The following is a 21,241-nucleotide window of genomic DNA, read 5'->3' on the forward strand; positions in this document are numbered from 1 at the left end:
AATCAACCAAGCGGAGGGCGGGCGGCCCACCCGACGAAGCGGTCGAACAGCTCCTGGGGATCCGGGTTGAGTTTCAGCAGGTCGGCGGCGGCCTCGAAGAGGCAGCTCGCCAGGTGGACCGAGAGGGCGACCCGGTCACGCCGGTAGTCCGTCAACAGCAACAGGCGGGCCGGCTGGCACGGCCAGGGGCCGGCGCACACCCGGCAGAGCCAGCGCGGCCGCATCGGCACGTGCGGCCGCATCGCCCGACGACCTCGATCGGGTACGGGATAGCCATTCGACGCACTCATCCCCCGATCGTGTCGCTTCATCATTGACGCTGTCAATAGCCTCCGCAGTTGTCGCCGTACGCGGACCACGCCGCTGCCATCGTCAACACGTGGAGCTGGTGGGCGTGTCGGAGATCCGGGCGATGCTCGGCAACGTGTCACGCCAGCGTGCGTCCGTGATCGCCAATCAACGCAACTTCCCCGAGCCGATCGCCGTGCTGGCGATGGGCAAGGTGTGGCGGAAGTCGGACGTCGAGAAGTGGGTGCGAGAGCACCGCCCGGACCTGCCGACCGACTGATCCGTCGACCAAGGAGTTGCGCGCTAGGCGAGGCTCCAGGCGATGCCGTCGAGGATGTCGTGCTCCGAGGCGACCACCGAGGACATGCCGGCCCGCTCCATGATCACGCGCAGCACCAGCGCGCCGGCGCCGATCACGTCCGCCCGGCCCGGGTGCATCACCGGCTCGGCCAGCCGCTGTTCCCGGGTGGCGCCCAGCAGGTAGGCGGTCACCTCGGCGACCCGCGCGTACGGAACCCGGGCGTGGTGGATGCGACTCGGGTCGTACTCCCGGAGCCCTTCGGCCAGGGCGACCACGGTGGTGACCGAACCGGCGAGCCCGACCAGCGTGACGGCCTCCCGGCCGGGGACGGCGGCCAGCGCCCGGTCCACCGCCGCCGCGATGTCCGCCTCGGCGGCGGCGATCTCGGCCGGCGAGGGCGGATCGCCGTGCAGGTGCCGCTCGGTCATCCGGACGCAGCCGATGTCCACCGAGATCGCCCCGCGCACGCCGTCGGCGCGGGTGCCGACCACGAACTCGGTCGAGCCACCGCCGATGTCGACCACCAGGTACGGCGGTTCGGCGTCGGCGGGCAGCCCGCGCACCGCGCCGGTGAACGACAGCCGGGCCTCCTCGTCGCCGGTCACCACCTCCGGCGGTACGCCGAGCGTCCGCTCGACCATCGCGCGGAAGTCGTCGGCGTTGGAGGCGTCGCGCGACGCCGAGGTGGCGCACATGCGCACCCGCTCGACGCCGGTCTTCTCGATCTCCGCCGCGTAGTCGGCGAGCGCCACCCGGGTCCGCTCGATCGCCTCGGGCGCCAGCGTGCCCGTCCGGTCGACGCCCTGCCCCAGCCGCACGATCTCCATCCGCCGGCTGACGTCGGTCAGCGGCGCCGCCGCCCCGGCGGAGGGATCCGGCAGGTCCGCGATCAGCAGTCGGATCGAGTTGGTCCCGCAGTCGATGGCCCCCACGCGCACGCTCACGGCGCCCACCCTACGGCAGCCCGACGCGACTCAGAGGCGCAGCAGCATGCGGGTGTTGCCCAGGGTGTTGGGTTTGACCCGTTCCAGGTCGAGGAACTCGGCCACACCCTCGTCGTAGGAGCGCAGGAGCTGCTCGTAGACCAACTGCGGCACCGGGGCGCCGTCGATCTCGTGGAAGCCGAAGCCGCCGAAGAAGCCGGTCTCGAACGTGAGCACGAAGATCCGGGCGATGCCCAGCTCGCGGGCCGCGTCGATCAGCTCACCGACGATCCGGTGGCCGATCCGGTGCCCCCGGCAGGACGGGTCGACCGCGACCGTGCGGATCTCGGCCAGGTCCTCCCACATGACGTGAAGCGCGCCGCAGCCGACCACCGTGCCGTCCGGCGTCACCGCCACCCGGAACTCCTGCACGTCCTCGTAGAGCGTCACGGTGGCCTTGCTGAGCAGCCGCCGGTCGTCGGTGTACGTGTCCACCAGCCGGCGGATGCCGCGCACGTCGGCGGTGCGGGCCCGGCGGACCGTGACCTGGTCGACGGTGGTCATCTCACTCCCCGGCGGGCACGTCCACGCAGGGGCCGGCGGCCCACCACTTGTCCACCAGCGCCAGCGTCTCGTCGCCGAACGGGTTCACCCCGGGGCCGGCGGCCAACGCGTGGCCGAGATGCACGTGCAGGCACTTCACCCGCCCGGGCATCCCGCCGGCCGAGATGCCGGCGATCTCCGGCACCTCGCCGATCGCGTCGCGGCGGGCCAGGTAGTCCTCGTGCGCGGCCCGGTAACGGGCGGCCAGCTCCGGGTCCTCGGCGAGCCGGTCGGCCATCTCCTTCATCAGCCCGGCCGACTCCAGCCGGCTGCACGCCGCGGTGGCCCGCGGGCAGGTCAGGTAGAACAGCGTCGGGAACGGCGTGCCGTCAGCCAGCCGGGGCGTCGTCTCCACCACGTCGGGCAGGCCGCACGGGCACCGGTGGGCCACCGCCCGGGTGCCGCGCGGTGTGCGTCCGAGCTGCGCGGCGACCGCGGCCAGGTCGGCCTCGGTGGCCGGTCGGCGTTCCGGCGGGGGTACGGAGTCCGCCGCCGGCTCCTGCGGTGGTACGACGCTCACGGGTTGTGCCTCTCGAAGAAACAGCTCACTTGTCGGGGCGCTCGGCGTTCGCCGCCTGCACGCTCGACCACAGCGTGTCGTACCAGGGGTCGGGCGGTCTCGGCGCCCCCGGCTTCGCGCCCTTGCCGGCGTCCTTGGCGGCCCCGTCCGGGTCGGAGAGCACCACCAGCAGCGTCTCCCCCGGCTTGCCCATGAAGAACCGTTCCCGGGCCTGCGTCTTGACGTACTCCGGGTCCTTCCACTTGGCCGCCTCGGCGGTGAGCCGGTCGATCTCCGCCCGCTGCCCCGCCTGGGACGCCTCCATCCGCTCGATGTCGGTCTGCTGGTCCAGGTAGACCCGGACCGGGTAGGTGTACGCCAGGGCGAGCGCGATCAGCACCGCGAACAGCACGGTGGCGCGCCCGGTGAAGCGCCGGGGTTGGGGTGCGGTGAGCCGCTTGACCGTGCCGCCGGCCGCGGTACGCCGGGCCGCGCCCGGACGGTTCGCGGAGCGTACGCCCTCGGTGACGCGGGACGCGCCGGGTGACCGACCGGCGGCGCGCGCCTCCGCGCGGACGCCGTCGCGGGCCGTGGACCGGGTTCGGCCCCCGCCCGCCCGGCCGGCCTGACCCGGCCGACGGGCGGGCCGCTGGCCACCCGGTGTGCGGCGCTGCTGCATCGTCACACCCCTCCCCCGGAGCGTCGACCTCAGGCCGAACGGTAACGCGGGAACGCGCCGGCGCCGGCGTACCGCGCCGCGTCGGCCAGCTCCTCCTCGATCCGCAGGAGCTGGTTGTACTTGGCGACCCGGTCGGAGCGGGCCGGCGCGCCGGTCTTGATCTGACCGCAGCCGGTGGCGACCGCCAGGTCGGCGATGGTGGTGTCCTCGGTCTCGCCGGAGCGGTGGCTCATCATGCACCGGAAGCCGGCCCGGTGGGCCAGGTCCACGGCGTCCAGCGTCTCGGTGAGCGAGCCGATCTGGTTGACCTTGACCAGCACCGCGTTGGCGGCCCGCTCGGCGATGCCCCGGGCGATGCGCTGCGGGTTGGTCACGAACAGGTCGTCACCGACGATCTGGATCCGGTCGCCCAGCGCGGCGGTGAGCGTGGCCCAGCCGCTCCAGTCGTCCTCGGCGAGCGGGTCCTCGATGGAGACGATCGGGTAGTCGCCGGCGAGCTTGGTGTAGTAGTTGCTCATCTCCTCGGCGCTCTTGGTGCTGCCCTCGAACGTGTAGGAGCCGTTGTCGAAGAACTCGGTGGCGGCCACGTCGAGCGCGAAGACGATGTCGGTGCCGAGCCGGTAGCCGGCCTTCTCCACCGCCTCGGCGATCAGGTCCAGCGCGGCGGCGTTGGTGGGCAGGTTCGGGGCGAAGCCGCCCTCGTCGCCGAGGCCGGTCGACAGGCCCTTCTTCTTCAGCACCGACTTCAGCGCGTGGTAGACCTCGGCGCCGGAGCGGACCGCGTCCCGGAACGTCGGCGCGCCGATCGGCGCGATCATGAACTCCTGGACGTCGACGTTCGAGTCGGCGTGCGCGCCACCGTTGAGGATGTTCATCATCGGCACCGGGAGCAGGTGCGCGTTCGGACCGCCCAGGTAGCGGAAGAGGCTCAGCTCGGCGCTGCCGGCGGCGGCCTTCGCCACGGCCAGGGAGACGCCGAGGATGGCGTTCGCGCCCAGCTCGCCCTTGTTGTCCGAGCCGTCGATGTCGATCATCTTCTGGTCGATCAGCCGCTGCTCGCTGGCCTCGTAGCCGATGAGCTGGTCGACGATCCGGTCCTCGATGTTCGCGACCGCCTTCTCGACACCCTTGCCCAGGTAGCGGTCCTTGTCGCCGTCGCGCAGCTCGACCGCCTCGAAGGCGCCGGTGGAGGCGCCGGACGGCACCGCGGCGCGGGCGATCGTGCCGTCGTCGAGCCCGACCTCGACCTCGACCGTCGGGTTGCCCCGCGAGTCCAGGATCTCCCGGGCGACAATTCCCTCGATGGTTGCCACTGAGTCGCTCCTCGTTTGTGTGTTCCGGTCCGGTGTGGGCCGCGACGGTGCGGCTGAGGCAGGTGTTGAACGCAGCGTATCGGTCCCCGCTCTCCGGTACGGCGCTCGGGGCGCACCCCGGGGCAGCGAATGAGACGGACATTCCCGGTTTACCGGTCGTCAACCGGCAACGGGTTTGCGATAGGTTGCGTCGATCGACAAGGCTGGGCATCATGCCTGCCGCTTCGACGACCCTCCGCGTGCTCGCCGCCTCGGTCATCGCGTCGCTCTCGGTCACCGGCTGTCAGGCCCTGGACGACGCGGACGTCGCGCTCGGCCGGGCCGACCTGGTCAACGACCTCGCCGCGCGGATGGACCGGGCGCTGGAGCGGACCTGGGCCGCGGAATACCAGCTCACCGGCGGCGGGACCGCCTCGATCGCGCAGACCGCGAAGCCGCTCCGCTCCACCTACGCCTGGCCCGGCGGCAAGATCACGGTGACCCAGGAGGCGGTGACCCGGTGCGCGAGCACCACCGCCCGCACCTCCTGCACCATGTCCCCGCCGGTGCTGACCGCCGGCAAGCCGTCGGTGATCGTCTACGACGAGGCGCGCAAGCAGGGGCTGGTCACCCCGCCGGCGGTGATCCGGCTGCTCACCGCCGCCGCGCTGGAGCCCCAGGCGGTCATCAAACAGACCGACACCACGCTGGCCGGGCACCACGCCACCTGCATCGACGTCACCGACGCCGGGGAACGCTTCACCGCCTGCGTCACCACCGAGGGGGTGCTCGGCAGCTTCACCGGCACACTCGACGGCAAACCGGCCGAGCTCACCATGAGCCGCTACACCGAGACGGTCGAGGCCGGCGCGTTCGCGGTGCCGGCCGGCGCCGGTGTGGTGGACCGCCGCCCGAAGGCGTCCTGACCCTCACACCCCCAGCAGGGTGCGCAGGTGACGCGGCGGCGGGCAGTCGTGCGACAGCATCGCGTCGTGCCAGTCGCGCACCGGCACGCCCGCCGGCCGGGCGGCGGCGATGTCCGCCATCTCGCTGTAGCCGACGAAGTAGGTGGAGAGCTGGGTGGAGGTCAGCAACGCCCGCCGCCACTTGCCGGCCGCCTCGCCCTCCTCCTGGAAGCCGCGCCCGGTCATCAACGCCATCGCCTCGGCCTCGGGCAGGTCGTCGCAGTGCACGAGCTGGTCGAGCAGCGCGTTGATGGTCATCCGGAGCTGCATCTTGAGCTGCTGCAACCGCACCGGCAGCCCGCCGAAGCCGAGCCCGGCCATCAGTTCCTCGGTGTAGACCGCCCAGCCCTCGATGAACACGCCGGACTCGGTGAGCGCGCGCACCCGGGTCGGGCCGGCGTACCGGCGGGCGTGCGCGAGCTGGAGGAAGTGACCGGGCATCGCCTCGTGCACGGTCAGGTTGCGGATCATGTGGTCGTTGTACTCCCGGTAGAACGACTCGACCCGCTGCGCCGGCCAGTCCGCCGGGGTGGGCGCGATGCAGTAGAACGTCGGCACGTCGGCCGTCTCCAGCGGGCCCGGCGAGTCGCAGTAGGCCACCGCGACGCCGCGCGCGAACTCCGGCATCTCCTGGATCACGCACGGGTCCTCGACGAGGCTGACCAGATCGTGGTGGCGGACGAAGTCGGTGGCCTCGTCGACCGTGCCGGAGGCGAGGTCGACGATGGTGGCGTCGTCCGGGTGCTCGGCGGCCAGCAGGTCCAGCGCGCGGCCTACCGTCTCGTCGTCGGCCGGACCGCCGACCAGCTCGACGGCCGCCGCGCGGATCTCGTCGGTGACCCGGTCGAGGTTGGCCCAGGCGCGGCGCTGCACCTCGGCCGCGCCCAGCTCGGTGTCGAGCGTGTGCCACAGCCGCGCCTCCCAGCGCCGCCGGCCCAGCCGGGGGTCGCGCCCCGGCCCGGCGTCGGCCGCCAGCCCGGCCCGCAGCCACGCCACGAACTCGTCGAGCGCGGCGATCGCCGCGGTGGCGGCCGGCCCCACCCGGTCGCGCAGCGCCGGCGCCTGGGCGAGCAGCGCCGGCACCTCGTCGCGGACCAGCGCCGCCGCGCCGGTGAACTGCCCGACCGCCGTCTCGGCGTGGACCCGCGGCATGTCCCGCAGCGTCGCGCGCGCGGTCGCCAGCGCATCCGGTACGGCCCAGAGGCGCCCGGCCAGGTGGGTCAGCCGCTCCTCGACCGGGGCGTACGGCCGGGCCAGCAACGCGTGCAGCAGCGGACCCGGGTTGTGCCGCAGTGGGTCCCACTCGTGGCTGCGGATCTCGGAGTCCTCGAACAGCCCGCGGTCGACCAGGGCGCTGAGCAGCGCGTGGTCGACGCTCTCGTCGGTGTCGAGCACGTCGGGGTCGATCTCGGAGAGCGCGTCGGCCGCGTCCCGGAGCATCGCCCGGTCGGCGGCGAGCGCGTCGGCGGAGAGGTCGGGCAGACGGTCGTCGTAGCGGTGGTCCCCGACCGAGGTCGCCAACCCGGGCCGACTCTCCAGCACGGCCTCGACGATCCGCTCCGCAAGCACCCCAAACGCTTCCATCCCCGAACCCTACCGATCACCCCCGGCGCCCATCCCCCGCGATCTTGCAGTTGCGGCCCCTCCGATGCCGGATTCAGCCGATTTGTCGGGGCGGAAAGTGCAAGATCGGCGGCGGGGTCACCGGCGTTCGGCGGCGCGGACCGCGTCGGCGTACGCCAAGGTGGCGCGGCGGAGCGCGGCCTCCGGGTCGATGCCGGCCTGCCGGGCGGCGGCGACGGTGGCCAGCAGGCTCGCGCCGAGCCGCGCCTCCGCGTCCACCTGGGACTCCGCCAGCGGGGGCGGCACGGCCAGCCCCACCCGGCCGGCGCGGTCCAGGATCTTCGCGGCCAGGGCCAGCGCGGGCTGGCTCAGCGCGATGCCGTCCAGCACCGAGTCACGGGTCTTCTCGGCCCGTTTGATCCGCTCCCAGTTCGCCTCGATCTCCTCGATCGAGCCGGCCTGCTCGCCGGAGAACACGTGCGGGTTGCGCCGCACCATCTTGTCGACCAGGCCGCCGGCCACGTCGTCGACGGTCCAGCTCGCCCCCTCCGGCAGGTCCTCCGCGAGCCGGGCGTGCAGCAGCACCTGGAGCAGCACGTCACCCAGCTCCTCGCGCAGCGCGTCGGTGTCGCCGTCGCCGATCGCGTCGTACGCCTCGTAGCACTCCTCCAGCAGGAACGGGGCCAGGCTGCGGTGCGTCTGCGCCCGCTTCCACGGATCACCGCCCGGGGAGGCCAGCCGGTCCATCACCTCGACCGCGTCCAGCAGCCGGGCACCCGGCGGATCCCACGAGCCGTACATCAGCTCCAACTCGGCCAGGCCGGGCTGCCGGGCCAGCCGTAGCCCCAGCTCGCGGGCGAGCGCCTCGTCGCCGGCCGGGCCCGCCAGCCAGACCGCCCCGCCCTGGGTCGCGGCGGCATCCAGCAGCGCCTGCGTCGCGCCCTCGGTCACCACGCGCACTTCGGCGCCGGCCGTCCGGACCGCCCGGGTCAGCTCGCTCTCCGCGCCGGTGAGGACCGGCGCGGAGCGTACGGCGTCCCAGGCGGCCGACGTCAGCAGACCGGCCGGCAGCCGGGGCGAGGTGACCAGCAGGACGATGCGCGCGGTCATGCGCCGGGCGCCGCCGACGGGTCGATCACCGGCACCGACTCACCGGTCTCCGGCTCCGGGGTGGAGACGTCGGTGACCGACGAGCCCGGCTCGCCCAGCGGCACGGCCACCGCCGGCACGTCGCCCTTGAAGCTGAGCAGCGGGAACGCCAGCGGGCGGTAGCGCGGGTTGACCGAGACGTCGTACCCGCCGATGGCGTCGGCGAGCACCTTGCGGGTGGCCAGCGCGGAGCGGAGCTGCTGCCCGTCGAGCTGGCTGGCCGCGTCGGCGTCCTTCACGTCCGGCGGGATGGCGCCGGCGGCCCGGCCCGCCGCGATCACGGTGGCCAGGTCCTCGGCCGTGGGGGCGGCCGGCTCGCCGGCCGGCAGGCCGGACATGCAGGTGTAGAACTCGGCCACCTTCTTCGCGTACGTCGCGTCGGCGGGCAGCCCGGTCTGCTGCGCCACCTGCTCCGGCGTCACCTGGCCCTGCGGCTGGTAGCCCTTGTCGGCGGCGAGTTCCCGGCACACGTCCGACAGCACGAGGGTGGCGACCACCTGGTCCCGGGCCGGCAGCAACGCGTCGGCCTGCGGAGCGGTGGCCGGCTGGCTGGCCAGGCCGTCCCGGACCTCGTCGAGGATCGAGGTGACCCGATCCTCGGTGACGCGGGTGTCGCCGACGTAGGCGGCGACCCCGGGCTCGGTACGGCAACCGGAGAGGGCGACGAGGCCGACCGCCACGCTGGCGACGGCGACAAGACGGCGAGCACGCATGACGGTCACTCTCTCACGCCCCGTATCCGGCTGTGACGCCGCCCACCTCACCGCGCCCCCACCCCGGCCGGCTGCGCCGCCGCCGGTTCCCCCAACACGTCCTTGAGGAGCTGCGCGCACCACTCCAACAGGGCCTGGTCGCGCAGCGGCTCGCCACCGATCCGCCTGGTGCTCGGCCGGGGCACGCTGACCTGGTCGAGCGCCTGCTTGTAGACCGAGTCGGGGTGATAGCGCTTGAGCCGCATCTGCTTCGAGTCGGGCAGCGGCAGCGGGCCGAACCGGATGTGCTTGCCCTGCATCGACACGTCGGTCAGGCCGTAGCGGCGGGCCAGCAGCCGGAAGTTCGCCACCGCGACCAGGTTCTGCACCGGGGCGGGCGGCTCGCCGTACCGGTCGGTCATCTCGGCCACCACCTCACGCAGCCGCTCGGCGTCGCGGGCCTCGGCGAGCTTGCGGTACATCTCCAGCCGCAGCCGTTCCACGCCGACGTAGTCGTGCGGCAGGTGCGCGTCGATCGGCAGGTCGATCTTGACGTCGGTCTCCTCCTCGGTGCTCTCACCCTTGAACGCCGACACCGCCTCGCCGACCATCCGGACGTACAGGTCGAAGCCGACGCCCTCGATGTGGCCGGACTGCTCGCCGCCGAGCAGGTTGCCGGCGCCCCGGATCTCCAGGTCCTTCATCGCCACGTACATGCCGGCGCCCAGTTCGGTGTGCTGCGCGATGGTGGCCAGCCGCTCGTGCGCGTTCTCGGTGAGCGGCTTCTCCGGCGGGTAGAGGAAGTACGCGTACGCGCGCTCCCTCCCCCGGCCGACCCGGCCGCGGATCTGGTGGAGCTGGGCCAGGCCGAGCAGGTCGGCGCGCTCGACGATCAACGTGTTGGCGTTCGGGATGTCGATGCCGGACTCCACGATCGTGGTGCAGACCAGGACGTCGAACTCCTTCTCCCAGAAGCCGACCATCACCTTCTCCAGCGCCTCCTCGCCCATCTGGCCGTGCGCCACCGCGACCCGGGCCTCGGGCACCAGCTCGCGGATCCGGCGGGCCGCCCTGTCGATCGACTCAACGCGGTTGTGCAGGTAGAACACCTGCCCGTCGCGGAGCAGCTCACGGTGGACGGACGCGGCCACCTGCCGGTCGTCGTACGCCCCGACGAACGTGAGCACCGGGTGCCGCTCCTCCGGCGGGGTGGCGATGGTGGACATCTCCCGGATGCCGGTGATCGCCATCTCCAGCGTCCGCGGGATCGGGGTGGCCGACATGGCGAGCACGTCGACCGAGGCGCGCAGCGTCTTCAGGTGCTCCTTGTGCTCGACGCCGAAGCGCTGCTCCTCGTCGATGATCACCAGGCCGAGTTGCTTGAACCGGGTGGCCGCCTGGAGCAGCCGGTGGGTGCCGATGACGATGTCGACGGTGCCCTCGGCGACCATCTCCAGCGTCCGCTCGGACTCCTTCGGGGTCTGGAACCGGGAGAGCTGCCGGATGTTCACCGGGAACTGGCTCATCCGCTCGGCGAACGTGTTGTAGTGCTGCTGCACCAGCAGCGTGGTGGGCACCAGCACGGCCACCTGCTTGCCGTCCTGCACCGCCTTGAACGCCGCGCGGACCGCGATCTCGGTCTTGCCGTAGCCGACGTCGCCGCAGATCAGCCGGTCCATCGGGACGGTCTGCTCCATGTCCCGCTTGACCTCCTCGATGGCGGCCATCTGGTCCGGCGTCTCCTGCCAGGGGAACGCGTCCTCCAGCTCCCGCTGCCACGGCGTGTCCGGCCCGAAGTTGTGCCCCTTGGACGCCTTCCGGGCCGCGTAGAGCTGGATGAGCTGGGCGGCGATCTCGCGGACCGCCTTGCGGGCCCGGGCCTTGGACTTCTGCCAGTCCGAGCCACCCATCTTGTGCAGCGTGGGCTGCTCGCCGCCGACGTAGCGGGAGAGCTGGTCGAGCTGGTCGGTGGGGACGAAGAGGCGGTCGCCGGGCTGGCCGCGCTTGCTCGCCGCGTACTCGATGACCAGGTATTCCCGGCTGGCGCCGTTGACGGTGCGCTGCACCAGCTCGACGTAGCGGCCGATGCCGTGCTGCTCGTGCACCACGAAGTCGCCGGCCCGCAGTTCGAGGGGGTCGATGGTGTTGCGCCGCCGGCTGGGCATCTTGCGCATGTCGCGGGTGGAGGTGCCCCGGCCGCCGGTGACGTCGTTGCCGGTCAGCAGCACGAACCTGGACGCCTCGTCGACGAAGCCGGCGGTCAGGCAGCCGCAGGAGACCAGCAGCTCACCCGGGACGGGCGCGGCCGGCACCTCCTCCACCAGCCGGGCGCCGAGGCCGGCGTCGCGGAGCACCTCGACGGCCCGCTGGGCGGGGCCGTGCCCCTCGAACACCAGCGCGATCGACCAGCCCTCGCCGGCCCAGCGCTTCAGGTCGTCGACCACCCGGGCTGTCTCGCCGTGGTAGAGCGGCGCCGGCTGGGCGGCCAGGCTCACCGCGATGGCGTCGTCGGGCGTGACGTCGACCTCGGCCGGCGCGTCCTCCCAGGGCTGCCGGGCCGGCGCGGCCTCTTCGACCATAATTCGGCCTCCGCGCCGGTAGCCGGCGCTCCGGACCGAATGAGGGTCGGCCTCCACCAGACCGAACGGCGCGAGCGTCCACCAGGGCTGGCGCAGGGCGCGGGCCTGCGTGCGTACCTCGGCCAGGGTCTTGAAGGCGGCGGCGCCGAGGTCGACCGGGGCCTGGCCGCCGACGGCGGCCGCGGCCCAGCTCGCCTGGAGGAACTCCTCCGAGGTACGGACCAGGTCGTGCGCCCGGGTGCGGATGCGCTCCGGGTCGCAGAGCAGCACGTGGGTGCCGGCCGGCATGCAGTCGACGAGCAGTTCCAGCGCGTCGTCGCCGATCAGCGCCGGCGCGAGCGACTCCATCCCCTCGACCGGGATGCCCTCGGCCAGCTTGTCGAGGATCTCGGCCAGCTCGGGGTGCTCGGCGGCGAGCGCGGCGGCCCGCTGCCGGACCTCCGGGGTGAGCAGCAGCTCACGGCAGGGCGGCGCCCAGAGCTGCGCCACGCCCTCGATGGTGCGCTGGTCGGCGACCGCGAAGGTGCGGATCTCCTCCACCTCGTCGCCCCAGAACTCGACCCGGGACGGGTGCTCGTCGGTGGGCGGGAAGACGTCCAGGATGCCGCCGCGCACGGCGAACTCGCCGCGCTTGGTGACCAGGTCGACCCGGGCGTACGCCATGTCGGTGAGCCGGCGGGCGACCTCCTCCAGGTCGGCCTCCTCGCCGGCGGCGAGCTGCACCGGCTCCAGGTCGCCGAGGCCCTTGAGCTGCGGCTGGAGCAGCGACCGGACCGGCGCGACGACCACCCGCAGCGGCCCGGTACGCCCGTGCGCGTCGGCCGAGTCGGGGTGCGCCAGCCGGCGCAGCACGGCCAGCCGCCGGCCGACCGTGTCGGAGCGGGGCGAGAGCCGCTCGTGCGGCAGCGTCTCCCAGGACGGGAAGACCGCCACCTGCTCCGGCGGCAGCAGGCTGCCCAGCGCCGAGACCAGGTCGTCGGCCTCCCGGGTGGTGGCGGTGACCGCGAGCACCGGCCGCCCGGCCCCCTGCTCGTCGGCGGCCACCGCCGCGACCGCGAAGGGGCGCAGCGCGGCGGGTGCGGTGAGGTCGAGACCGTCGACCTGCGCGGCACCGGAGCGCGCCAGGTCACGCGCCCGGGCCAGCCCGGGGTCGGCCAGGGCGGCGGCGAAGAGTCCGGTGAGCATCAGTGATCACTTCCAGCGCTTGACACGACGACGACCCCGCGTCCAGCCGGACGGGGGGTGCACCCATCGAGCCTATCCCTCTCCCGTCCCCCACACCCCCCACCCACACGTCCCGCCGCCCCCCACGCGCCCCCTCACCTCCCACCCCGCCGCGCGCAGATTCGCGGAAAGAGGGCCTTCGGGGTGCGGACAAGCACGCTTTCCGTGGCTCTGCCGCGCTTCTTGACGGGGTGGAGGGGGCGTGGTGCGGTGGGCGGATGGGTGAGTATCGGGCGGTCTTCGACGCCGAGGTGGTCTTCGCGAACGGGGGCGGCCTGCGCACCGACGGGTTCCGGCTGGACGTGCCCGACCCCGGGATCACCGACGACGAGCTGGCCGCGTTGCTGGTCCGGCACCTGGGGCTGCTCATGGTCGGCGAGGTGCGGATCACCAACCGGACCGTGGTCGAGGAGCCGCACAAGGGTGGGCGCGGCACCACCGTCCCGGCCACCGACGGGCGGCGGCTGGTCGAGCTGAGCCACGAGATCACCGACGGCCTGGTCACGCTTCCCGGCTGGCCGGGGCCACGGATCACCGACTGGCTCACCCGGGAGACCTCCCGCCAGCGGTACGCCCCGGGCGTCGAGTTCCACGTCGGGCGCATCGACATGATCGCCAACACCGGCACGTACGTCGACACGCCGTCGCACCGCTTCGCGGACGGCCCCGACCTGGCCGGGGTGCCCCTGGACCGGCTGGCCGACCTGCCCGGTCTGGTGGTCCGTGTGCCCGCCGGGGTCCGCGCGGTGGACCGCCTGCTGCTCGCCCCGTACGAGGTGGCCGGGCGGGCAGTGCTGCTGCACACCGGCTGGGACACGCACTTCGGCACCGACCGGTACGCCACCGAGGACGCGCCGTTCCTGACCGGCGACGGCGCTTCCTGGCTGGTCGAGGCCGGCGCGACCCTGGTCGGCATCGACTCGGTCAACATCGACGACATGACCCCGGCCGCGGCCGGTGAACGCCCGGCGCACAGCATGTTGCTGGCCGCCGGCATCCCGATCGTGGAGCACCTGACCGGTCTGTCCGAGCTGCCGCCCACCGGTTTCCGGTTCACCGCCGCCCCACCGAGGGTGGCCGGCATGGGCACGTTCCCGGTCCGCGCCTTCGCCACCACCAAACCCTGACCCGGACCACGCACCTCCCGAGCACCGATGCGGCGGGTGGAACGCCATGGCTGTCAAACGAGAGCCGAGACAGCCATGGCGTTCCACCGAGCGGCCAGGCGACAGGTGGAGGCGCGAGGACGGGTCGACGGCGCACCCGGCGCCGGCGTGTTCGTGCGGGGTCAGTAGCGCACGGCGATCCGCCGCTCGACGGCGTCGACCAGGATCTCGCCGCCGTACGGGATGATCAACTGCGGGTCGGTGTGACCGAGGTCGACGTCGAAGACCACCACCGGGTCGTCGACGTAGGGGCCGATCGCCCGCAGGACCGCCGTCCGCTGCGCCTCGCCCCACGCGGCCCGCTCCGCGACGGACAGCGGCCGGCCGAAGTCCCACGCCTTGGGGCGGCCGACCACGATCGCCGGGAAGCCGGCCAGCAGGCCGCGCTCGCCCAGGTTCCGCACGATCCGGAAGACCTCCTGCGCCGACGGCATCTCCTCCGAGGTCTCCAGCAGCAGCACCGAGCCGGCCAGCTCGGCGGCGGACGGCATCCGGTCGGCCGCCGCCAGCCAGTGCAGGATCTCCAGGTTGCCGCCCCAGGTCCGCCCGCGTACCACCCGGGCCGGGCCGTGCCAGCGCCAGCCCGCGCCGGGCAGCATCGGCGGCTCCTCGGTCAGCGTCGTCGGGTCCTGCCAGTCGAGCGGCTCGTCGCCCCACTCGGCGGCCGGCGTCAGGTCGTACCAGTCGGAGGTGAACAGCGCCGCGCGCAGCGAGTCGAACGTCAGCGGGTGCGGGCGGCCGGGCCGGCCGAGGTGCACCAGCACCGAGCCGCCGTGGTAGGCCACCATCCCCAGCCGGTACAGGTGGTTGAGCACGTTCGTGTTGTCGGAGTAGCCGAGGTACGGCTTCGGGTTGGCGCGCAGCACGTCGTCGTCGAGAAAGGGGGTGACCGTGATCAGGTCGTCCCCGCCGACGGTGGCCAGCACCGCGGTGATGGTCGCGTCGGCGAACGCGGCGGTCAGGTCGCGGGCCCGGTCGCGCGGGTCGGTGCCCATCACGCGGGTGGTCGGGTACTCCACCGGCACCAGGTGCAGCTCCTCGCGGAGCCGGCGCAGGCCCAGCTCGTACACGTGGGGGAAGAGACCCGGCAGGCCGGCGGAGGGTGAGACGATCGCGACCCGGTCGCCCGGCTGCGGCTTGGTGGGGTAACGCGGCGTCGTCATGATCCGAACGCTATCGGCAGGCACCAGCGATTTCCGCCCGGCGAAACCGCAAAATTGGGGCACATGCCGGCAATAGGCTGGGCGCGTGGACGACGAGCCGGAGCTGCGGACCCGGGACTGGCTGCCGCGCACCGCGGCGCTGGTGCTCGGCACCCTGGCGCTGGCCAGCGCGTTCATCGCGGCCTACGTCGGCGCGCTGCACAAGCCGGAACCACGCGACCTGCCGGTCGCCGTGGTGACCTCCGACCAGCAGGCGCAGGCCGTGATGACCGCCGTCCGCGCCCGCACGAACACCATCAAACCCGTCGGGTACGACAGCCAGGCCCGCGCCGTCGACGGCCTCAACGACCGATCGGTGTACGCGGTGCTCAGCTCCGCCCCGGGCGGCCTGACCCTGGCCACCGCCAGCGCCGGCGCGCCGGCCGCCACCGAGCTGGTCACCGACGTGTTCACCCAGGCCGCCCGGCAGGCCGGGGTGCCGTTGCAGGTCACCGACGAGGTGCCGGTGTCCGCCGGCGACCCGCGCGGCCTGGTTCCGTTCTACCTGGCGGTCGGCGTGGTGCTCGGCGGCTACCTGGCCTCCACCGCGCTGGGCATCTCGCTCGGCACCAGCCCGCGCGGGCTGCGCCAGGCCGGGCTGCGGATCGCCACGCTCGCGGTGCACTCCATCCTGCTCGGCAGCATCGGGGCGGTGCTGGTCGGGCCGGTGCTGGACGTGTTCGACCACGACGTGGGCACCATCGCGGTGGTCGGCGCGCTGGCGGCGTTCGCGGCCGGGATGGTGGCGGCGGCCGTGCAGGCGTGGCTCGGCCTGCTCGGCACCGGGCTGGTGATCCTGCTGCTGGTGGTGCTCGGCAACCCGGGCTCCGGCGGCATCTACGCGCCCGAGTTCCTGCCCGCGTTCCTGCGCGGGATGCACCGCTGGAACGTGCCCGGGCTCGCCACCGACCTGTTCAAGTCGGCTGTCTACTTCGACTGGCGCGGTGGCGGCTGGGCGTTGACCGGGCTGCTGGTCTGGGTGGTCGTCGGGCTGGTCGGGCTGCTCACCGCCACGGTGTTCCGGGCCCGTCGGCGGGCCGCGCGGACCGGCCCGGGACGGCACACCGCCGTCGACCGGTGACCGGCCGGCACGTCCCAGAGTGCAGATCATCACGCCGTCCCTCTCCTCCGTCCGGGGCCCGCGCGGATACCATCCAGGGGAGTCGGACAGCGCTGTCCTTCGTCCTCGCGTAAGGAGCGCACCCGTGACCGACCAGCACGACCACGACGGCCCCGACGCCGCTCTCCGGGCCGACATCCGCCGCCTCGGCACGTTGCTCGGGCAGACCGTGGCCCGCCAGGAGGGCCGCCCGCTGCTCGACCTGGTCGAGGAGATCCGCGCCCAGGTCCGCTCCGACGCGCCGGCCGCCGCGCAACGCCTCGCCGGGCTCGACGTCACCACCGGCACGAAGCTGGCCCGCGCCTTCTCCACCTACTTCCACCTGGCGAACATCACCGAGCAGGTGCACCGCGCCCGCGACCTGCGCCGGCGCCGCGCCACCCACGGCGGCTGGCTGGACCAGGCGGCCAAGATGATCGCCGAGCGTGGCGTGCCGGCCGAGGAGATCGCCGCCGCGGCCCGCCGGCTCGCCGTCCGCCCGGTGTTCACCGCGCACCCCACCGAGGCGGCCCGCCGATCCATCCTGTCCAAGCTGCGTGCGGTCGCCGACGAGCTGGACGCCGAGACCGCCAACGCCATCCTCTACGGCGCCAGCGACGAGGGCCCGGCCAACCGCCGCCTCGCCGAGCTGCTCGACCTGATGTGGCAGACCGACGAGCTGCGGCTGGACCGGCCGGACCCGACCGACGAGGCCCGCAACGCCATCTACTACCTGCGCGACCTGCACGCCGAGGCCGCCCCGCAGGTCCTCGACGACCTCGCCGACACGCTGCGCACGCTCGGTGTGGAGACGTCGCCGACGGCCCGCCCGTTGACGTTCGGCACCTGGATCGGCGGCGACCGCGACGGCAACCCGTTCGTCACCCCGACGGTCACCCGCGAGGTGCTGCGCATCCAGCACGAGCACGGCATCGAGGCCACCGAGAAGGCGATGGACGAGCTGATCAGCGAGGTCAGCGTCTCCCGCCGGCTGCGCGCGGTCTCGCTCGACCTCTCCGCCAGCCTGGCGAAGGACCTGGACGCGCTGCCCGAGGTGGCGCCCCGGTTCCGCCGGGTCAACGCCGAGGAGCCCTACCGCCTCAAGGCCCGCTGCGTGAAGGCGAAGCTGGCCAACACCCGGGAGCGGCTGCGCGCCGGCACCGGCCACGTGCCGGGCCGCGACTACCGGGGCGCGACCGAGCTGATCGCCGACCTGGAGCTGCTGCGCGCCTCGCTGGCCCGCAACTCCGGCCAGCTCACCGCCGTCGGGCGGCTGGCCTCCACCATCCGTACGGTCTCCGCGTTCGGGCTGCACCTGGCCACCATGGACATCCGGGAGCACGCCGAGAAGCACCACGAGGTGCTGGCGCAGCTCTACGAGACGGTCGGCGAGGTCTCCGACTACCCGTCGCTGACCCGGCTGGAGCGCACCAAACTGCTCGCCGACGAGCTGACCGGCCGCCGGCCGCTCTCCACCCAGGACAGCCCGCTCACCGAGTCGGCCCGCAAGACGTTCGACGTGTTCTCCGCGATCCGCGAGGCGCAGGACCGGTTCGGTCCCGAGGTCATCGAGTCGTACATCATCTCCATGACGCTGGGCGTGGACGACGTGCTCGCCGCGGTGGTGCTGGCCCGCGAGGCCGGCCTGGTCGACGTGCAGAGCGGGCGGGCCCGGATCGGCATCGTGCCGCTGCTGGAGACGCCGGCCGAGCTGAACACCGGCGGCGAGCTGCTCGACGAGCTGCTGTCGCTGCCGGCCTACCGGGCGCTGGTGGCGGCCCGGGGCGACGTGCAGGAGGTGATGCTGGGCTACTCCGACTCCAACAAGGAGGCGGGCATCACCACCAGCCAGTGGTCCATCCACCGGGCCCAGCGCGCGCTGCGCGACGTGGCCGCCCGGCACGGCGTACACCTGCGGTTGTTCCACGGTCGGGGCGGCACGGTCGGTCGGGGCGGCGGCCCCACCCACGAGGCGATCCTGGCCCAGCCGTACGGCACGCTGGACGGCGCGATCAAGGTGACCGAGCAGGGTGAGGTCATCTCCGACAAGTACACGCTGCCGGCGCTGGCCCGGGAGAACCTGGAACTGACCGTGGCGGCCGTGCTCCAGGCCACGCTGCTGCACACCGCGCCCCGGCAGCCGGCCGAGATGCTGGAGCGCTGGGACGCGGCGATGGACGTGGTGTCGGACTCGGCGTTCCGGTCGTACCGCTCCCTGGTCGAGGACCCGGACCTGCCGGCCTACTTCTGGGCCTCCACGCCGACCGAGCTGCTCGGCGCGTTGAACATCGGCTCCCGCCCGGCGAAGCGCCCGAACACCGGCGCGGGCCTGTCCGGCCTGCGGGCCATCCCGTGGGTGTTCGGCTGGACGCAGACCCGGCAGATCGTGCCGGGCTGGTTCGGCGTCGGCTCCGGGCTGGCCGCCGCGCGCACGGCCGGGCTGGCCGACGTGCTCGCCGAGATGAACCGGAACTGGCACTTCTTCCGCACGTTCCTGTCGAACGTCGAGATGATGCTGACCAAGACCGACCTGACCATCGCCCGCCGCTACGTGGAGACGCTGGTCCCGAAGAAGCTGCACCCGATCTTCGCCAAGATCGAGGAGGAGTACGAGCTGACCAAGCAGGAGGTGCTGGCGGTCACCGGCTCGCCGGCCCTGCTGGAGAACTCGCCGGTGCTCCAGCGCACGCTCGCGGTGCGGGACACCTACCTGGAGCCGCTGCACCACCTGCAGGTGGCGCTGCTGCGGCAGTACCGCGAGTCCGGCGCCGCCGGGCGGGCGGTGGCGACCGCGCCGGGCGGGCGGCGCGCCCCGAACGACGGTACGGCGCTGGAGCGGGCGCTGCTGACCACCGTCAACGGCATCGCCGCCGGCATGCGCAACACCGGCTGAGAGGCAAGGAGGGGCCCCCGCTTAACGCATTCCGCATAGGCGGGGGCCCCTGTTAACGCCAGCGGCGCGGGCTACCAGTCGCCGCCACCGAAATCGCCACCGCCGAAATCGCCACCGCCGAAATCGCCACCGGCGTAGTCGCCCTGACCGCCGAAGTCGCCCTGACCGCCGAAGTCGTTGCCGCCGACGTCGCCGCCGCCCGGGTCGCCGTAGTCCTGGCCGTCGCCGAAGCCGTCCTGGAAGCCCTCCTGGTAGCCGGCCTCGTAGCCGTAGCCCGGGTCGGCGAACGCGGGCGAGAAGAGCGCGTCCGCGATCAGCATGCCGCCGAGCACACCGGCGCCCGCGCCCAGCGCGGTCTTCCACCACGGCGTGGAATACCAGCCGGCCGGCACCGGCCGGCCCTGCATGTGACCGCCCGGGTAGTAGTAGGGCGTGTGGCTGCCCGGCTGCGGACCGGCGCGGAACGTCTGGCCCTGCACGTTGACCTCGCGCTCCTTGGTGAGCTGGCCGACCCCGCGGGCGGCGGCCAGCGGCGGCAGCTCCGGGCCCGGGTCGATGCCCATCGCCGTACGCGCCGCCCGGATGTACGCCAGCCCCTCCAGCGCGGTCTCCCGGGCCAACGCGAACTGGTGCGGCGTGCGCGCCTGTTCGAGCTGCGAGCCGGCGGCGTTGTAGCGCTCACCGGCGTCGGCCAGCGCCTGGCGCACTGCCGGCGCGTCGCCGTGCAGGTTCATCAGCTGGCCGCCGAGCCGCTCGTACCAGCGCTGCGCCTCGGCCCGCGCGTCCGCCATCTCGTTGGCCCGCCGGGACCTGCTCCCCCACCGCCAGAACACGAACGCACCTCCGAGCATCAGGACCAGGAACAGCCACAGGGCACCTTCCATGACCTCGAACGTACCCAGCTCGCGCACGTCGTACCCGTTTGGCAAGCTCTCCGGCATGAGCTTCTCGACGCTGGCCGTGGTGGTGCTCTGCCTCGCCGCCGGCGGCGCGGTGGGCTGGCTCGCGGCGCGGGCCCGGTCGGCGGCCGACGTGGCCCGGCTGGAGGCGACGCTGGCGGCCACCCGGGAGGGTGAGGGGCGGCTGGAGCAGTCGATGCGCGCGCTCAGCTACGAGGCGACCGCGCAGTCGCAGGAGGCGGTGGCGCGGGCGGTCGCGCCGCTGCACGACTCGCTGCGCCGCTACGAGCAACGCGTCGCCGAACTGGAGCACGACAGGGTCGACGCCTACGCCGAGCTGCGCGAGCAGGTGCGCGCGATGAGCACGGTCTCCGGTGAGCTGCGCACCGAGACCAAGCAGCTCGTCGCCGCGCTGCGCGCGCCGCAGGTGCGGGGACGCTGGGGCGAGCACCAGCTCCGGCGGATCGTCGAGGCGGCCGGCATGCTGGAGCACTGCGACTTCAGCGAGCAGGTCACCGCCGCCACCGAGCACCAGGGGGTGCGTCCCGACCTGGTGGTGCGGCTGCACGGCGGGCGCACGGTGGTGGTCGACGCCAAGGCGCCGTTCGACGCCTACCTGACCGCGATGGAGGCGCGCGACGAACGCGGGCGGGACACCCAGCTCGACGCGCACGCGCGGCACCTGCGGGCACACGTGGACAGCCTGGCCGCCAAGTCCTACTGGACCGCGTTCGACCAGACGCCCGAGTTCGTGGTGCTGTTCGTGCCGGCCGACCCGTTCCTGGACGTGGCGTTGCAGCGTGATCCCTCGCTGTTGGAGCACGCGTTCGCCCGCAACGTGGTGCTGGCCACGCCGGCCACGCTGGTGGCGCTGCTGCGTACGGTCGCCTACTCCTGGCGGCAGGAGGCGTTGGCGCGCAACGCGGCCACCGTCCACTCGCTGGCCCGTGAGCTGTACGGGCGGCTGTCCACGCTGGGCGACCACGTCGGCAAGCTGGGCAGCTCGCTGAGCGGGGCGGTGACGGCGTACAACCGGGCGGTCGGTTCGCTGGAGGCCCGGGTGCTGGTCAGCGCGCGCAAGCTGGCCGAGCTGGGCGTCTCGGGCGACGAGCTGGCCGCCCCGGCGCAGGTCGAGCTGGCGCCCCGGCAGCCGCAGGCGCCGGAGTTGCTGAACGAGCCGTCCACATCGGCCGAACGGTCGGCGGGCATCGACGTCTAACACGGT

At 73.4% G+C, this 21,241-nt stretch carries 18 protein-coding genes; 6 read left to right on the forward strand and 12 right to left on the reverse strand.

The window, feature by feature from the left end:
* Positions 1 to 2 precede the first annotated feature (2 nt).
* Positions 3 to 242: a hypothetical protein gene (locus tag AB0B02_RS00245; protein ID WP_308447849.1), complete on the reverse strand. Its 240-nt coding sequence runs from the start codon at positions 240 to 242 to the stop codon at positions 3 to 5.
* Positions 243 to 379: 137 nt separating this feature from the next.
* Here AB0B02_RS00245 and AB0B02_RS00250 point away from each other — a divergent pair, with 137 nt between their 5' ends.
* A complete protein-coding gene (locus AB0B02_RS00250; protein WP_281942757.1) occupies positions 380 to 568 on the forward strand; it encodes a hypothetical protein in 189 nt (62 codons plus the stop codon).
* A 23-nt stretch (positions 569 to 591) separates the two neighbouring features.
* On the opposite strand, the gene AB0B02_RS00255 is transcribed toward AB0B02_RS00250, so the two are convergent.
* The 5 genes from AB0B02_RS00255 to eno are packed head-to-tail and all read right to left on the reverse strand — an operon-like array spanning position 592 to position 4,606.
* Entirely contained in the window at positions 592 to 1,521 is a 930-nt protein-coding gene (locus AB0B02_RS00255; RefSeq protein ID WP_281943779.1) for a Ppx/GppA phosphatase family protein, read from the reverse strand.
* A 42-nt stretch (positions 1,522 to 1,563) separates the two neighbouring features.
* On the reverse strand, positions 1,564 to 2,076 hold the full coding sequence (locus AB0B02_RS00260) for an amino-acid N-acetyltransferase (protein ID WP_281942759.1): 513 nt from the start codon (positions 2,074 to 2,076) through the stop codon (positions 1,564 to 1,566).
* 1 nt (position 2,077) lies between these two features.
* A complete protein-coding gene (locus tag AB0B02_RS00265) occupies positions 2,078 to 2,635 on the reverse strand; it encodes a DUF501 domain-containing protein (protein WP_281942761.1) in 558 nt (185 codons plus the stop codon).
* Between the two features lie 25 nt (positions 2,636 to 2,660).
* Complete coding sequence (locus AB0B02_RS00270) at positions 2,661 to 3,293, reverse strand: septum formation initiator family protein (RefSeq protein ID WP_281942762.1); 633 nt, start codon at positions 3,291 to 3,293, stop codon at positions 2,661 to 2,663.
* Between the two features lie 29 nt (positions 3,294 to 3,322).
* On the reverse strand, positions 3,323 to 4,606 hold the full coding sequence (eno, locus tag AB0B02_RS00275; protein WP_107162353.1) for a phosphopyruvate hydratase: 1,284 nt from the start codon (positions 4,604 to 4,606) through the stop codon (positions 3,323 to 3,325).
* A gap of 212 nt (positions 4,607 to 4,818) precedes the next feature.
* On the opposite strand from eno, the gene AB0B02_RS00280 reads away from it, so the two are divergent.
* On the forward strand, positions 4,819 to 5,511 hold the full coding sequence (locus tag AB0B02_RS00280) for a hypothetical protein (protein ID WP_107162352.1): 693 nt from the start codon (positions 4,819 to 4,821) through the stop codon (positions 5,509 to 5,511).
* A gap of 3 nt (positions 5,512 to 5,514) precedes the next feature.
* Here the strand turns inward: AB0B02_RS00280 and AB0B02_RS00285 are convergent, their stop codons facing one another.
* The 4 genes from AB0B02_RS00285 to mfd all read right to left on the reverse strand — a co-directional run bounded on the left by AB0B02_RS00285 (position 5,515) and on the right by mfd (position 12,718).
* Entirely contained in the window at positions 5,515 to 7,134 is a 1,620-nt protein-coding gene (locus AB0B02_RS00285; protein WP_357291840.1) for a DUF885 domain-containing protein, read from the reverse strand.
* Positions 7,135 to 7,251: 117 nt separating this feature from the next.
* Positions 7,252 to 8,223: a nucleoside triphosphate pyrophosphohydrolase gene (locus tag AB0B02_RS00290; RefSeq protein ID WP_357291843.1), complete on the reverse strand. Its 972-nt coding sequence runs from the start codon at positions 8,221 to 8,223 to the stop codon at positions 7,252 to 7,254.
* The gene (locus AB0B02_RS00295) at positions 8,220 to 8,975 is read right to left on the reverse strand and encodes a hypothetical protein (protein ID WP_357291846.1); all 756 of its coding nucleotides are present in this window, start codon (positions 8,973 to 8,975) and stop codon (positions 8,220 to 8,222) included. Before AB0B02_RS00295 ends, AB0B02_RS00290 begins: the two co-directional genes overlap by 4 nt.
* A gap of 47 nt (positions 8,976 to 9,022) precedes the next feature.
* Entirely contained in the window at positions 9,023 to 12,718 is a 3,696-nt protein-coding gene (mfd, locus tag AB0B02_RS00300) for a transcription-repair coupling factor (protein WP_357291849.1), read from the reverse strand.
* 257 nt (positions 12,719 to 12,975) lie between these two features.
* Here mfd and AB0B02_RS00305 point away from each other — a divergent pair, with 257 nt between their 5' ends.
* A complete protein-coding gene (locus AB0B02_RS00305) occupies positions 12,976 to 13,884 on the forward strand; it encodes a cyclase family protein (RefSeq protein ID WP_357291852.1) in 909 nt (302 codons plus the stop codon).
* A 161-nt stretch (positions 13,885 to 14,045) separates the two neighbouring features.
* Here AB0B02_RS00305 and AB0B02_RS00310 read toward each other — a convergent pair whose 3' ends face one another.
* Positions 14,046 to 15,086, reverse strand: coding sequence for a S66 peptidase family protein (locus AB0B02_RS00310; RefSeq protein WP_357291855.1), 1,041 nt, complete (start codon positions 15,084 to 15,086; stop codon positions 14,046 to 14,048).
* An 85-nt stretch (positions 15,087 to 15,171) separates the two neighbouring features.
* On the opposite strand from AB0B02_RS00310, the gene AB0B02_RS00315 reads away from it, so the two are divergent.
* Both AB0B02_RS00315 and ppc read left to right on the forward strand, forming a co-directional pair.
* Positions 15,172 to 16,206, forward strand: coding sequence for a hypothetical protein (locus AB0B02_RS00315; protein ID WP_357291857.1), 1,035 nt, complete (start codon positions 15,172 to 15,174; stop codon positions 16,204 to 16,206).
* Positions 16,207 to 16,330: 124 nt separating this feature from the next.
* Positions 16,331 to 19,117 carry a phosphoenolpyruvate carboxylase gene (ppc, locus tag AB0B02_RS00320; RefSeq protein ID WP_281942778.1) on the forward strand — a complete coding sequence of 929 codons (2,787 nt, stop codon included), beginning with the start codon at positions 16,331 to 16,333 and terminating at the stop codon, positions 19,115 to 19,117.
* Positions 19,118 to 19,188: 71 nt separating this feature from the next.
* On the opposite strand, the gene AB0B02_RS00325 is transcribed toward ppc, so the two are convergent.
* Positions 19,189 to 20,001 carry a hypothetical protein gene (locus AB0B02_RS00325; RefSeq protein WP_357291861.1) on the reverse strand — a complete coding sequence of 271 codons (813 nt, stop codon included), beginning with the start codon at positions 19,999 to 20,001 and terminating at the stop codon, positions 19,189 to 19,191.
* 55 nt (positions 20,002 to 20,056) lie between these two features.
* On the opposite strand from AB0B02_RS00325, the gene AB0B02_RS00330 reads away from it, so the two are divergent.
* Entirely contained in the window at positions 20,057 to 21,235 is a 1,179-nt protein-coding gene (locus AB0B02_RS00330) for a DNA recombination protein RmuC (protein WP_357291864.1), read from the forward strand.
* The last annotated feature ends 6 nt before the right edge of the window (positions 21,236 to 21,241 follow it).

Source organism: Micromonospora sp. NPDC049240, assembly GCF_040647835.1.
Taxonomy (GTDB): Bacteria; Actinomycetota; Actinomycetes; order Mycobacteriales; family Micromonosporaceae; genus Micromonospora.